Genomic DNA, 14,417 nt, shown 5'->3' with positions numbered 1-14,417 from the left:
AATGCTTTTGTGTAGAGACTTGCAAACCCCTCGTACAAAATGGTATATTTACAAGCAGTGAGGAGATCGCTTCACAACCCTAGGAAGGAGGGGGTTTCATGAACAAGAAGGAACTCGTTGACAGGGTGGCGAAGAAAGCGGGTGCGAAGAAGAAGGACGTGAAAGTGATCCTCGATGCTGTTCTCGAAACGATCACAGAAGCCCTCGCAAAGGGCGAGAAGGTCCAGCTGGTTGGATTTGGAAGCTTTGAAGTGAGAAAGGCAGCCGCCAGAAAAGGCGTGAACCCGCAGACCAAGAAACCCATCACCATTCCCGAAAGGAAAGTTCCGAAGTTCAGACCTGGAAAGGCTCTCAAAGAAAAGGTCAAGTGATGGGGAAGGGGAATCCCTTCCCCTTTATTTTCCCACGCAGAAGGTGGAGAATATCGCGTCCAGAAGGTCCTCCCTGAAACTCCTGCCGGTGACTTCGTCGAGAACATGAAGTGCCCTCTCTAGATCGATGGATACCAGATCGATAGGTGTTTTGTTCTTCAAAGATTCGATGGCACTTTCCAGAGATTTTTTCACGTTTTCAAGCAGCTGTTTTTGGCGAAGATTCGTTATCAGAGAACTGGAACCCTTCTCGAATATTTCCTGTGTTTCCCTGTAGACGGCTTCTTCCAGTTTCTCCAGGCCTTCACCTTTCAGCGCTGAGATCTTAACTATGTGCCTGTCGGTTCCGAGTTTCCTTTTCAGCTCTTCCTCGTCTATTCTCTCGACAATATCCACCTTGTTTATCACCACAAGGTATCTTTTGTGCTTTATTCTCTCGAGAATCAATCGGTCCTCGTCGTCCAGCGGTGATGATGCGTCGAGCACGAAGAGAACGATATCGGCCTTTTCTATCTCCTGAAAAGTCCTTTCTATTCCCAACCTTTCCACCAGATCTCTCGTTTCGGATCTCACTCCCGCTGTATCCACAACTCTGAACAGAATGCCTTTTATCACGATCTCTTCGCTTATCACGTCCCTTGTGGTTCCAGGTATGTCGGTGACGATCGCTCTGTCTTCTTTCAAAAGCCTGTTCAGAAGAGTGGATTTTCCCACATTAGGCTTTCCCACTATCACCATCCTGAGACCCCTGTTCAGCATGATTCCTGCGTCCGCTTTTTTCAGTTCTTCTTTCAGTCTTTCATGAATCGATTCGATCTTTGTTTTGACACTTTCCACATCCGTCTCCACATCATCGGGATAGTCCAGTTCCACCCTGATCTCCGCGAGGACGTTTATGAGTTCTTCCCTCAGTGTTTCAACAAATTGTCTCAGGCCACCTTTCAGATTTTTCAGAGAAAGCTTCAGGCTCGCTTCACTCTTTGCTTCTATAAGATCCCGTACTGCCTCGGCGGAGGTGAGATCCATCTTTCCGTTCAGAAAGGCTCTCTTTGTGAACTCACCTGGCTCTGCCATCCTCGCCCCTGCACTCAAGAACACATCAAGGAGCTTTTTCACAACGAATGGCCCACCATGACACATCACTTCCACCATGTCTTCTCCGGTGTAACTCCTTGGAGATCTGTAAAAGATCACTACCACTTCATCAATGTCTTCTCCGTTTTCTCGTATCCAGCCATGGATCGCTTTTCTTGGGACGATGTTTGAGCGGGTTTTGAAGTGTTTTCTTACAATGTCCCAGCTTTCAGGGCCACTCAATCTCAAAATCGCTATCGCTCCCTTTCCGGGTGGCGTGGCAACCGCCACTATCGTGTCCATACTCTCATCTCCCAAGAGACTTCAATATCTTCACAGCTTCAGAAGCGTTCTTTGCGTAATAATCGGCTCCAAGTTCTTTCGCCAATTTTTCGTTCAAAGATGCGCCACCTGCTATAACCGGAACTTTCAATCCCTTCTTCTTAAGGCTTTCAACGACTTCCTTGATCCTTCCCACGGTGGTCGTCATCATGGCAGAAAGTCCCAGTGCAACCGGTTTTTCTTTTTCTACCGCTTCCACTATTCTTTCGGTATCGACGTCTTTTCCCAGGTCTACCACTCGATAACCGCTACTCCTGATAACGGACGCCACGATGTTCTTTCCTATGTCGTGTACGTCTCCTTTCACGGTCGCTATGACGAAGGTTTCTCCCTGGTTTTCGGATGAAAGCATCGATGCCAGTTTGTCGAAGACGGGTTTTACAGTCTGAGCAGCAAGAATGAGTTGAGGAAGGAATATTTTTCCTTTGTCGTAAAGCAAACCGATTTTCTCCATGGCCGGTCTCAGGTGTTCCTCTATTATCGAGAGAGGATCTTTCTCTTTCAGGAGGTTCTCCACCTCTTTTTCAACGTCCTCTCTTCTTCCTGAAAGTATCGCTTCCACCAGTTTGTCTTCTCTTACCTCGGCTTTTGGAAGATCTTTCTTTTCAAGAATCACGAGCGTGCTGTCCAGGGTCTTCATCAGGTTCTCATCGAGCGGGTTCATGATGGCTGAACTCAATCCCTTTGATATTCCAAGAACGAGAAAAGCCGTGTTGTAAAAACTCCTGTCGGGCAGCCCAAAGGAGAGATTGGAAAGACCAACAGTCGTTTTGAAATCCATCTTCGAGATGTACTCTATGGTCTTCAATACCTCGGTGGGCTTTCCCTCTGCTCCAAGGGGCAAAACTCCCGGATCGAACAGCACTCTGTCCAGAAAACGGTGTTCTTCCAGGATCTTCAAGGCTTTTTCGAAGTTTTTCTTTCTCTCTTCGAAGGTCTTTGGAACGTCATTTTCCATGAGAAGAACAATGAGAACTCCACCGTATTTTTTCAGCATGTTTATCTTCTCTTCGAGATCTTTTTCCGTGACTTTTGATGAATTGAACAGGGGTCTTCCGGGGTATACTCTCAGGGATCTTTCTGCAAGGTTTAAACTCTGCACATCCAGAGACAGGGGAACGCTTGCTGTATAGGGAAGTGACTGCACCACTTTTTCCACATAAGATGGATCCACCTGGGATTCTATGCCGAAGTTGACGTCGAGAACCTCTGCACCTTTTTCCACCTGATCCTTTGCCTCGTTCGCCACCACATCCAGGTTTCCTTCCTGCATTTTCTTCCACAGCTTCTTTCTTCCCGCAGGATTTATTCTCTCCCCTATCACCACGAAGTGGTCGAACGTCACAAGTTTAGACGGGGAAGAAACGGCGATGATCTTTTTCTTTTTCCTTGGAAGTGGTTTTCTGCTTCCGAGCACCTTTCTGAACAACTTTATGTGTTCTGGAGTGGTGCCACAGCAGCCACCAAAGATGTTCACGCCTGCCTCGTAGTAGGAATCGATGTGAACTGCAAAGTCTTCTGGTTTCAGGGGGTAAACCGTCTTTCCGTTTTCCAGAATGGGCTTTCCGGCGTTCGGTTCTACGACGAGGAACTTGTCGGTGTACTGAGACAGTTCTTGAAAGATGGGAAGGATCTCCTCCGGTCCGAGTGAGCAGTTTATACCCAGGGCATCGACATCCAATTCATCGAAGGTGAGGGCAAAGTTCACCGGATCCGTCCCCGTGAGACTTCTTCCATTCTCGTCGAACGTCATGTGCGCTATGAGGAACACATCCTTTGAAACATCCCTCACCGCGAGAACCGCCGCTTTCAGTTCCAGAATGTCGGAGAACGTCTCCAGAATGATGCCGTCCACACCTTCTTCCACCATGATCCTGGCTGTTTCTTTGAAATTCTCGTAGAACTCTTCGAACAGGGTGTTTCCAAGCGGGAAAGGGAGCTCTCCCGTTGGACCGATGTCACCGAACACAAGTCTTTCACCGGCGGCTTTTCTTGCGATCCTCACTGCGTTTCTGACGATAGAATCCAGTTCGTTCTCCAGTCCGTGCTTTCTCAGTTTCATTTTTGTGGCACCGAAGGTGTTTGTCAACACGGCATCGGAGCCACTTTCTATGTACGTCCTGTGGACCTTAAAAACCACCTCAGGTGCTTTTATGTTGAGTTCTTCTGGAAGTTCTTCGTGTCCCAGTTTCATGAACTCCGTTCCATACGCCCCATCCAGGAGCAACACCTTTTCCGACAACATTTTTGCGACTTCACGCCTGTTCCTCATTCTTTTCCCTCCATCCCACGAGTGCTGTGATGGTTTTTCTGGGAACGAGAACGTAGGAATCTTCGAGTACGTCCACATCCACTTCGTCTTTGAAGAGTTTTACTATCTCTTTGTTCAGCGAAAGTGGCAAATCCCCATAACCCGGTGATATCCTGAAACTTCCTTCAAGGTGAGATCGTTTCGTTCTCAGATCGGAGTCGACCTTTCTGAGGGCGTACTCCACCCATCTCCGATGCGATACCGTCTATGAAAAAGCCAAGAAGATCGTTTCCTTTCTTGAAGCACTCTTCTATTTTCTTATCCACCTCTTTTCCCAGCGTGGCAAGAAAAACGGTGATGATCTTGCTACCCGACAGATGCTTCTTTGCCAGATCACCCGTGATCTCTATGTCGTTGAAAGAAAGGGATCCCTTTGTTTCGAAATCTTTCCACAGAACAACAGGTTCTGCAACCTTGAGTAACTCTTCGTAAGCCTTCATCACGTATTCTCTGAAATGCTCCGGAATTTCCCTGGCCTTTCCAAATCCAAGTTTTGCTTTCAACACGTTGTCTGGAATCTTTATTTCCTCCGGATTCAGTTCAACCTTTGGCAACCTCCACCACCATCCTTATTTTTTCGAGATCCTTTACGACGGCCACTATGTAGAAACCGTCGACGATGTTTCTGGTTTCCTCGACGAACCTCAGAACAGCCTCGAAGCTTCTCTCCTTCACATGTTCGTCGCCCTTTTCTGCTGACTCGATTATTTCTTTTGGTATTTCTATTCCCGGAACACCAGAAAAGTGATTCATTTGCTTTGCGTTTTCGAAGAATGCTATCGAAACAAGGATTTTCGTGCTCAATTTCTCCTTGATCTTTTGTGCTACATCCCTCTGGAAAAGAGGTTGTGTGACAAGGAAATCCACTCCAGCCTCTATTTTTTGCTTTGCCCTCTCCAGATCTTTTTCGCTGAATGGATTCAACGCACCTCCAACGAAGAAATTCGTCTTCCCATACATCCTGTTTCCCGCAAGATCTGTTCCTTCGTTCAAAAGTTTTGTGAGTCGTATAAGATCCAGTATATCCACGTCGTTCACGGAAGTTGTCTGTGGATAATCCCCGTGGGACGGATCGTCTCCAGAGAGGAGCAAAAGATTCTCTATTCCGAGGGCGTGACACCCCAGAAGGTCGGACTGTATCCTTATCATGTTTCTGGTGTTCCTTGTGAAATGCATGAGAACCTCCTTTCCACTCTCCACAAGCAGATGAGAGACCGCCCATGGTGCCATTCTCACCCTGCCCATGGGCATGTCCGTCACCGTGAACGCGTCGATGCCGGTTTCCCAGGCTTTTTCAGTGAAATCCAGAAACTTTTTTAGATTCGTCCCTCGCGGTGTCAGAACCTCCAGAACCACACACTTTCCTGATTCAAGAGATTTTCTCAACTTGCTACCTCCTTTCCTGTGTTATCATAGAAGTTGGGAAGAAAAACAAGGAGGAGGTCCTCATTATGAGAAAGTGGCTCGTTTTCATTTCGGTGTTGATCGCTGTCCTTTCTTTTTCACAAATATTAAACTATGTCCCGACCGATTTCAAGGCGATTCGATATGTGAAAAATCTCTCGGACTTCTACGGTGAACTCAAAAACCTTCCTACCGGAAGATTCCTCACAGAAACTCTTGGCCTGGAGATGATGGTTCAGGGTGTTCTGGAATCCCAGCTTCTCAGCAGAAACATAGAACCTTCAGATTTCTACGATCTTCTCTCCCATGAGCTCCTTTACGTACAGCTCGACGACGAAGACAACTGTTTTATCCTGGGACCGTCCAGCAAGGCAAAGACTCTGAAAGACAGTGTGAAATCCCTTCTGGCCGATCTTTTTGGAGCAGAAAGCGTCGTCACGATGGAAAAGGATGGTTATCTTTTCATAGGTACGAGCAAAGCGGTGAGCGCTGCTTTGAAGGGTGGAGGAAGTGTTCCTGAGGAGTTGAAGAGTCTCGATTTCTTCAATTACGCCAGAGTTCATGTGAAAGACTATTCGTTCACGATTGTGAGCAGGAAAAAACCGGTTGAGGATCATCTTACCATAGAGACAGAAATAATTCCCAATGATGACATCTCCGGAGATTTCCTGAGAGAAGTTGGCCAGCCAAGGAACATTCCACAGGACTACTACGTGTACGGTGAACTGACGCTCATATTCAACACGGCAAATTACGACGGTTTGATGGATCTGATTTCCAACGCAGGTATCAGCCTCTCCAGTGAAAGTGTGGAAGTCCCCGTCCAGCTTCCAGACGAAAAACTCGGAAAAGCAATGGAGAATCTTTCGAAGAAACTGGACACTCCCATGTTTATCAGTGCCAACATCTCTTCGTCGCTCATGGACCTGATTTCAGGCTCGACACCCACCACTCTTGAACTTGTGGCAAAGGCCAGGATAAAAGATCCCAAAGCCATCGAAGAGGCCTTGAAAGAAGCCAACGTTCAGTACGAAAAGAGAGGAAAAGAATTCATTCTGCAGAACAACCTGCGTCTTGTTTTAGAAAACGGCACGGTCGTTTTGAAGAGTGAACAGTTCACACCGAAGACTCCTGGTGAGCACCCTGGCGAAAAGGACGTATTCTTCCTCTTTCTCGATATGAAAGCTGTGATGGAGGCACTCGTTGGAGAGGGTGAAGAAGCGTACGTACTTGTGAGAGGATTCTACGATGATGGAAAAATGGTTCTCTATGTTAACGTGAAATGATACCGAAGTTAATCGTGAGTTTTTGTGCTTATAATAGATCTTGGATTACGAAGAGAAAAGGAGGGAGTCAGAAGATGGCCAAGAAATACGTGTACTTCTTCGCAAACGGTAAAGCAGAAGGCCGGGCAGACATGAAAGATATCCTCGGTGGAAAAGGTGCCAACCTTGCTGAAATGACCAACCTTGGTATACCCGTTCCCCCCGGTTTCACCATCTCCGCAGAGGTTTGTAAGTACTACTACGATCACGGAAGAACCTATCCAGAAGAACTCAAGGAACAGGTTGAAGAAGCAATGAGAAGACTCGAAGAGGTCACCGGAAAGAAGTTCGGTGACCCCAACAATCCGCTCCTTGTTTCCGTCAGATCCGGTGCGGCCATTTCGATGCCTGGAATGATGGATACAGTTCTCAACCTCGGGTTGAACGATGAAACAGTGAAGGGACTCGCCAAGCTGACCAACAACGAAAGGTTCGCTTACGACGCTTACAGACGATTCCTTCAGATGTTCGGTGACGTCGTTCTCAAGATACCTCACGAAAAATTCGAAAAAGCCCTCGAAGAAATCAAGAAGGAAAAGGGTGTAAAACTCGACACAGAACTCGACGCGGAGGATCTCAAAAAACTCGTCGAGAGGTACAAGCAGATCTACAAGGAAGAGGGTAAAGAGTTCCCGCAGGATCCCTGGAAACAGCTCTGGCTCGCCATCGATGCTGTGTTTGGTAGCTGGATGAACGAAAGGGCTATAAAGTACAGGGAAATCCATGGAATCAAAGAAGGAGATCTTCTCGGAACGGCCGTGAACATCGTTGCAATGGTTTTTGGAAACATGGGTGAGGATTCCGGAACAGGTGTTGCGTTCACAAGGGATCCGAACACAGGAGAAAAGAAGCCCTACGGAGAGTTCCTGCCCAACGCTCAGGGTGAAGACGTCGTTGCCGGTATAAGGACTCCGTTGAAACTCGAAGAACTGAAGAACAGAATGCCCGAAGTCTACAATCAGCTCCTTGAAATAATGGATAAACTTGAAAAGCACTACAGAGACATGCAGGACATCGAGTTCACAGTCGAAAAAGGCAAGCTCTACATCCTCCAGACAAGAAGCGGAAAGAGAACATCTCAGGCTGCTATAAGAATTGCCGTTGATATGGTCCATGAAGGACTCATCACCAAGGAAGAGGCCATTTTGAGAGTCAGGCCAGAGGATGTTGAGCAGGTGCTTCACCCTGTCTTCGACCCGAAAGAAAAGGCCCAGGCGAAGGTCATTGCAAAGGGTCTTCCAGCATCACCTGGAGCCGCAACTGGTAAGGTTGTCTTCAATGCCAAGAAAGCGGAAGAACTCGGAAAAGCCGGAGAACTCGTCATCCTTGTAAGACCGGAAACAAGCCCCGAAGACGTCGGTGGAATGGCAGCAGCACAGGGAATTCTCACCTCCAGAGGAGGAATGACCTCTCACGCTGCCGTTGTTGCAAGAGGAATGGGTAAGCCCGCCGTTGTCGGAGCAGAATCCATAGAGGTTCATCCAGAGGAAGGGTACTTCAAAGTCGGAGATGTCACCGTGAAAGAAGGAGAATGGATCTCCATCGATGGAACGACCGGAGAGGTTCTCCTTGGAAAGGTGACGACCATAAAACCACAGGGACTCGAAGGACCAGTTGCCGAACTTCTCCAGTGGGCTGACGAAATCAGAAGACTCGGTGTGAGAACCAACGCAGACATTCCAAGGGACGCTGAGGTTGCCAGAAAGTTCGGTGCTGAAGGAATCGGTCTTTGCAGAACAGAACACATGTTCTTCGAAAAAGACAGGATACCCAAAGTGAGAAGAATGATCCTTGCCAAGACAAAGGAAGAAAGAGAAAAGGCCCTGAACGAACTTCTGCCACTTCAGAAGGAGGATTTCAAGGGACTCTTCAGGGTGATGAAAGGCCTTCCGGTCACAATAAGGCTCATAGATCCTCCTCTTCACGAGTTCCTCCCGCAGGAGGACGAGCAGATCAGAGAGGTCGCAGAACAGATGGGAGTTTCCTTCGAAGAACTCAAGAACGTCGTAGAGAATCTCAGAGAACTCAACCCAATGCTTGGACACAGAGGATGTAGGCTCACCATCACGTACCCTGAAATCGCTGTGATGCAGACTAAAGCGATCATCGGAGCGGCCATCGAACTCAAGAAAGAGGAAGGAATAGATGTCATACCCGAGATCATGATTCCTCTTGTGGGACACGTCAACGAGATCAGGTACTTGAAGAAGATCATCAAAGAAACAGCCGATGCGCTGATCAAAGAGGCAGGAGTCGATCTCACCTACAAGATAGGAACCATGATCGAAGTTCCAAGAGCTGCTGTCACCGCACATCAGATCGCAGAAGAGGCTGAATTCTTCAGCTTTGGAACGAACGACCTCACGCAGATGACCTTCGGATTCAGCCGAGACGACGTTGGAAAGTTCTTGCCGGAGTACCTTGAAAAGGGCATCCTCGAACACGATCCGTTCAAATCTCTCGATTACGATGGTGTGGGAGAACTGGTGAGGATGGGAACGGAGAAAGGAAGAAGCACAAGACCGGACCTCAAAGTCGGAGTCTGTGGAGAGCACGGAGGAGATCCAAGATCGATCCTGTTCTTCGACAGAGTGGGTCTTGATTACGTTTCCTGTTCTCCTTACAGGGTACCCGTTGCCAGACTTGCAGCAGCCCAGGCGGCTCTGAAGAATAAACAGTAACAATTGGGCCGGGCTTGTCCCGGCCTTTACCTTGAAGGAGGTGCGATAATGCCCTACGTGAAGAATACGAAAGAGATACTGGATAAGGCCAGCAGGGAAGGTTATGCCATCGGTGCGTTCAACTTCAACAACATGGAATTCCTTCAGGCGATCCTTGAGGCAGCGGAGGAAGAAAAAGCCCCTGTCATAGTTGCCACATCCGAAGGTGCGATAAAGTACATAGGAAAGGGTGACATAGAAACCGGTGCAAAACTCGCCGTTGAGATGGTCAGAACCTACGCGGAGAAACTCTCTGTTCCCGTGGCTCTCCATCTGGACCATGGAAGAGACTTCAGAATAATCATGACCGCCATAAAGGCCGGTTATTCTTCGGTGATGATAGACGCGTCTCACCTGCCGTTTGAAGAAAATCTCAGAGAAACCAAAAAAATTGTGGAGATCGCTCATGCCGTTGGTATCAGTGTGGAAGCAGAACTTGGAAAACTCAAGGGAATAGAAGACAACGTTGTGGAGAAGGAATCCGTCCTCGTCGATCCCGAAGAGGCAAAGATCTTTGTGAAAGAAACAGAAGTGGACTTCCTTGCTCCCGCCATTGGAACGAGCCACGGAGCGTTCAAGTTCAAGGGAGAAGCGCAACTTGACTTTGAACGACTCAAGAAAGTGAAAGAGTACACCCAGATTCCTCTTGTCCTCCATGGGGCATCCATGGTTCCTCAGGATGTTGTAAAACTGGCAAACGAGTACGGAGCAGAACTTTCCGGAGCAAAAGGTGTACCCGAGGACATGTTGAAAAAGGCCATAGAACTTGGAATCAACAAGATCAACACGGACACCGATTTGAGAATCACCTTTGTTGCTTATTTGAGGAAGGTACTCTCCGAAGACAAGTCGCAGATAGACCCAAGGAAGATCTTCAAACCCGTGTTCGAACACGTGAAAGAGATAGTCAAAGAGAGAATCAGAATCTTCGGATCCAGTGGAAAGGCGTGAGGTGAAAGAAATGAAAGTACTCGTGATAAACTCTGGAAGTTCGTCGATAAAATACCAGCTCATCGAGATGGAGGGCGAAAGGGTCCTCTGTAAGGGTATCGCCGAAAGAATTGGACTCGATGGTAGCAGGCTCGTTCACAGGGTAAACGAAGAAAAGCACGTGATAGAAAAAGACCTTCCCGATCACGAAGAAGCGTTGAAACTCGTTCTGAACACCCTGGTTGATGAGAACCTCGGTGTTATAAAAGATCTCAAAGAGATAGATGCCGTTGGACACAGGGTGGTCCACGGTGGTGAGAAGTTCAAAGAATCCGTGTTTGTAAACGAAGAAGTGATCAAAGCAATCGAAGAGGTATCTCCGCTTGCTCCGCTTCACAACCCGGCAAATCTCATGGGAATAAAGGCAGCCATGAAACTTCTTCCTGGAGTTCCCAACGTTGCAGTCTTTGACACAGCGTTTCATCAGACGATCCCTCAAAAGGCCTATCTTTACGCTATTCCCTATGAGTACTATGAGAAGTACGGAGTTAGACGCTACGGTTTCCACGGAACAAGCCACAGGTACGTCTCAAAAAGGGCAGCAGAGATCCTCGGGAAAAAACTGGAAGAACTCAAGATCATCACCTGTCACATAGGAAACGGAGCCTCCATAGCGGCTGTGAAACATGGAAAGTGCGTCGACACTTCCATGGGATTCACTCCTCTTGAGGGGCTCGTCATGGGTACAAGATCTGGTGATTTGGATCCAGCCATTCCTTTCTTCATCATGGAGAAAGAGGGGATCTCTCCCCAGGAGATGTACGATATACTGAACAAAAAGAGTGGTGTCTACGGTCTTTCGAAGGGTTTCAGTTCTGACATGAGAGATATTGAAGAGGCTGCTCTGAAGGGAGACGAGTGGTGCAAGCTCATCCTCGACATATACGACTACAGGATCGCCAAGTACATTGGTGCGTACGCTGCGGCGATGAACGGAGTCGATGCCATAGTCTTCACAGCCGGTGTTGGAGAAAATTCCCCAATAACAAGAGAAGATGTCTGTTCCTATCTGGAGTTCCTCGGAGTGAAACTCGACAAACAAAAGAACGAGGAGACCATAAGGGGAAAAGAGGGAATAATCTCAACACCAGATTCTCGTGTGAAGGTTCTGGTTGTTCCCACGAACGAAGAACTCATGATCGCAAGGGATACGAAAGAAATAGTTGAAAGGCTCGGAAAGAGGTGATCCTGTATTCTTCCAAAGTACAGAATCATAGAGAAGTTCTTGATCGAAGAGATAAAATCGGGAAAGTACAAACACGGAGACAAACTTCCGACGGAAAAGGAACTGATGGAAAAGTTCAACGCCAGTCGGGAGACGGTGAGAAAGGCCCTCGAAAGACTGGTCGTGAAGAACCTGGTCATCAGAAAGCCAGGGCTTGGAACGTTCGTGAACATCGAAAGGAGAAACAAAGTCGTTGGAATCCTCGTTCAGCAGATCACGAGTTACATATTTCCGTACATAACGCTTGGCGCTGAAGAGGTTCTTTTCACCAATGGTTACAAGATGCTTCTTGGAAACGCATCCGAAGATCCGCACAAAGAGAGGCAGATCATAAACGAGTGGCTTGAAATCGGTGTGGATGGTCTCATTATAGATCCTGTGTGCAGTGCCACCAGGCGTTCCAACAGAGATCTCATAGAAGACATTGTACGGAAGGGAACGAAGGTGGTTCTTGTCCACACCAACTGGGATATAGAAGGTGCGGGAAGTGTCGTTCTAGACGACTGGTATGGTGGAGAAAAGGCCGCAGAGATCTTTTATCAATACGGCCACAGAAACGTGGCAGTCCTCTACAAAACCATACACCTTCCCAGTGTTGTCAGAGCTCAGGCGTTTTTAAAGCGAGGACGAGAACTCGGTTTTGAAAAGATCCATGAAAAATCCTTCCACGTTTCCGAGTTCACCGGTGTTGTTATGCAGAGTGCATTCGAGCTTCTTTCACTTCCCAAGGATCAGCGTCCCACAGCCGTTTTCTGCTACAACGACGCAACGGCTTTGCAGTTCTTTCTTGCAGCCAGGAGAATGGGACTGAAGATACCGGACGATGTCTCTGTCATAGGATTCGACGATGCTCCCATAGGTGACATCAGAGAAATCCTGACCACGTTCGAGCATCCAAAAGAGGAAGTTGGAAAGAAGGCAGTGGAAATCCTTTTGAAAATGATCGATGGCGAAAAACCTGAAAAGTACGTTTTCAAGCCAAGGCTCATCATGAGAGAATCCGTCACGTATCCAAAAAAATGAGGGGCTTTCGCCCCTCGTTCATCTTTTTAAAAGTCCCCAGTAGAGTTCGTTCCATCTCAGTTCCTTTTTGAAGTTCTCCAGATCCAGATTTTCATCGATGACAAGATACTCTATCTCCAAAGCCTCCGCCCAGTCGATGAGGTACTCCACATCCACCGCTGTTGAGAAGGCAGTATGATGGGATCCTCCAGCGAGAATCCACGCAGTCGTCGCCCTCTTGAAATCAGGAAGCGGCTTCCACAAAACTCTTGCCGTTGGAAGTTTGGGCATCTTCCTTTCAATGGGAACAGACAACACTCTGTTCACTACCAGCCTGAACCTGTTTCCCATGTCAACGATGGAGGCGTTGACAGCGGGACCTTCTTGTCCATCGAAAACAAGGCGTGCAGGATCTGCTTTTCCACCGATGCTGAGAGGATGCACCTCTATTCTTGGCTTTTCCTTAGCGATCGTGGGGCACACCTCTAGCATGTGCGCTCCCAGCACGAGTTCGTTTCCCGGTGTGAGATGGTAGGTGTAGTCCTCCATGAAGGATGTACCACCGGGAAGACCAGCTCCCATGACCTTCAAAGCCCTCACAAGCCCGGCTGCCTTCCAGTCTCCTTCCGCTCCAAATCCATACCCTTCCTCCATGAGCCTCTGGACTGCAAGACCGGGAAGCTGGGGAAGATCGTGAAGATCCTCGAAGGTGGTGGTGAAGGCGATGGCATTCTTCTCTTTCAGAAACTCTCTCAGTGCAATCTCCATCTTCGCCTGTTCTCTGATCGCTTTGAGGCTGTATTCGTCTTCTGGCATGATGTACCTTTCTTTGTACTCCTTCAACAATTCCTCCACTTCGTTTTCTGGAACCGCCTTCACTCTCTCGGCGAGCTCTCCGACACCCCAGGTGTTTATGGACCAGCCGAGTTTTATCTGTGCCTCCACCTTGTCTCCTTCGGTGCTGGCAACCTCTCTCATGTTATCGCCGAATCTCACGATCTGTCCAGTTCTTCCATCCTGTATCGCGCAGGCCACTCTCATCCATTTTGCGATCTTTTCCCTGACTTCTCTGTCTTCCCAATGTCCCACCACGACCTTTCTTGGGAGTCTCATCCTCGCGTGAATGAATCCGTGTTCCCTGTCACCGTGGGCAGATTGGTTCAGGTTCATGTAGTCCATATCGATCGTGTCCCACGGGATCTCCCTGTTGTACTGGGTGTGGAGGTGAAGCAGGGGTTTTTTATTGATGGAGAGGCCTCTTATCCACATCTTCGAAGGTGAGAACGTGTGCATCCACACGATGACACCGGCGCATTTTGGTTCTGCATTTGCCTTTTCGAAGATCTCTCTGATCTCGGCGGAATTTTTCAGAACGGGTTTCAGAACGATCTTTGAGGGAAAAATGGGATCATTGTTCAGTGCCTCAACTATCCTGCTTGCCTGCTGCTCTACCTTCTTCAACGTCTCCAGACCGTAGAGATACTGGCTGCCGACAAGAAACCAGAACTCATACTGTTTGAGATCGATCATTCTCCAACCTCCCTTCCGATGTGTTCATCTTCATAGTATAACACAAAAGTACGTACCTTTATACGTATCCTAACACAACACCAGGGAAGTGAATGTTAACAAATTGACTGTAGGGTGATTCTT

General features: G+C 48.0%; 12 protein-coding genes. 6 read left to right on the top strand and 6 right to left on the bottom strand.

Annotated features, from left to right (window positions below):
• The first annotated feature begins 98 nt into the window (after positions 1 to 98).
• A complete protein-coding gene (gene hup, locus CTN_RS02060) occupies positions 99 to 371 on the top strand; it encodes a DNA-binding protein HU (protein ID WP_015918915.1) in 273 nt (90 codons plus the stop codon).
• Between the two features lie 24 nt (positions 372 to 395).
• Here hup and mnmE read toward each other — a convergent pair whose 3' ends face one another.
• The 5 genes from mnmE to CTN_RS02040 are packed head-to-tail and all read right to left on the bottom strand — an operon-like array spanning position 396 to position 5,484.
• Positions 396 to 1,748: a tRNA uridine-5-carboxymethylaminomethyl(34) synthesis GTPase MnmE gene (gene mnmE / locus CTN_RS02055; RefSeq protein ID WP_038066624.1), complete on the bottom strand. Its 1,353-nt coding sequence runs from the start codon at positions 1,746 to 1,748 to the stop codon at positions 396 to 398.
• Positions 1,749 to 1,752: 4 nt separating this feature from the next.
• Positions 1,753 to 4,059 (bottom strand): homocysteine S-methyltransferase family protein, encoded by a 2,307-nt coding sequence (locus tag CTN_RS02050; protein ID WP_015918913.1) that lies wholly within the window; start codon positions 4,057 to 4,059, stop codon positions 1,753 to 1,755.
• Entirely contained in the window at positions 4,043 to 4,189 is a 147-nt protein-coding gene (locus CTN_RS10040; protein ID WP_015918912.1) for a hypothetical protein, read from the bottom strand. Before CTN_RS10040 ends, CTN_RS02050 begins: the two co-directional genes overlap by 17 nt.
• Before the next feature lie 34 nt (positions 4,190 to 4,223).
• Positions 4,224 to 4,652, bottom strand: a complete 429-nt coding sequence (locus CTN_RS02045) for a Vitamin B12 dependent methionine synthase, activation region (protein ID WP_015918911.1) — start codon at positions 4,650 to 4,652, stop codon at positions 4,224 to 4,226.
• A complete protein-coding gene (locus CTN_RS02040) occupies positions 4,639 to 5,484 on the bottom strand; it encodes a methylenetetrahydrofolate reductase (protein ID WP_015918909.1) in 846 nt (281 codons plus the stop codon). The genes CTN_RS02045 and CTN_RS02040 overlap by 14 nt, the downstream gene beginning before the upstream one ends.
• A gap of 65 nt (positions 5,485 to 5,549) precedes the next feature.
• Between CTN_RS02040 and CTN_RS02035 the strand changes: the two genes are divergently transcribed.
• The 5 genes from CTN_RS02035 (at position 5,550) to CTN_RS02015 (ending at position 12,785) form a co-directional block, all read left to right on the top strand.
• A complete protein-coding gene (locus CTN_RS02035) occupies positions 5,550 to 6,788 on the top strand; it encodes a hypothetical protein (protein ID WP_038066616.1) in 1,239 nt (412 codons plus the stop codon).
• A 74-nt stretch (positions 6,789 to 6,862) separates the two neighbouring features.
• Positions 6,863 to 9,508, top strand: coding sequence for a pyruvate, phosphate dikinase (gene ppdK, locus CTN_RS02030; RefSeq protein WP_038066611.1), 2,646 nt, complete (start codon positions 6,863 to 6,865; stop codon positions 9,506 to 9,508).
• 48 nt (positions 9,509 to 9,556) lie between these two features.
• A complete protein-coding gene (fba, locus tag CTN_RS02025) occupies positions 9,557 to 10,498 on the top strand; it encodes a class II fructose-1,6-bisphosphate aldolase (RefSeq protein WP_015918907.1) in 942 nt (313 codons plus the stop codon).
• A gap of 10 nt (positions 10,499 to 10,508) precedes the next feature.
• On the top strand, positions 10,509 to 11,723 hold the full coding sequence (gene ackA / locus CTN_RS02020) for an acetate kinase (protein WP_038066864.1): 1,215 nt from the start codon (positions 10,509 to 10,511) through the stop codon (positions 11,721 to 11,723).
• Positions 11,724 to 11,729: 6 nt separating this feature from the next.
• Entirely contained in the window at positions 11,730 to 12,785 is a 1,056-nt protein-coding gene (locus tag CTN_RS02015) for a GntR family transcriptional regulator (RefSeq protein WP_081434632.1), read from the top strand.
• An 18-nt stretch (positions 12,786 to 12,803) separates the two neighbouring features.
• Here CTN_RS02015 and araA read toward each other — a convergent pair whose 3' ends face one another.
• Positions 12,804 to 14,294 carry an L-arabinose isomerase gene (gene araA, locus CTN_RS02010; protein WP_015918904.1) on the bottom strand — a complete coding sequence of 497 codons (1,491 nt, stop codon included), beginning with the start codon at positions 14,292 to 14,294 and terminating at the stop codon, positions 12,804 to 12,806.
• Positions 14,295 to 14,417 lie beyond the last annotated feature (123 nt).

Origin of the sequence: Thermotoga neapolitana DSM 4359, from assembly GCF_000018945.1 — a bacterium.
In the GTDB taxonomy this organism is placed as follows: Bacteria; Thermotogota; Thermotogae; order Thermotogales; family Thermotogaceae; genus Thermotoga; species Thermotoga neapolitana.
This window is presented reverse-complemented; position numbering and strand designations above follow the sequence as displayed.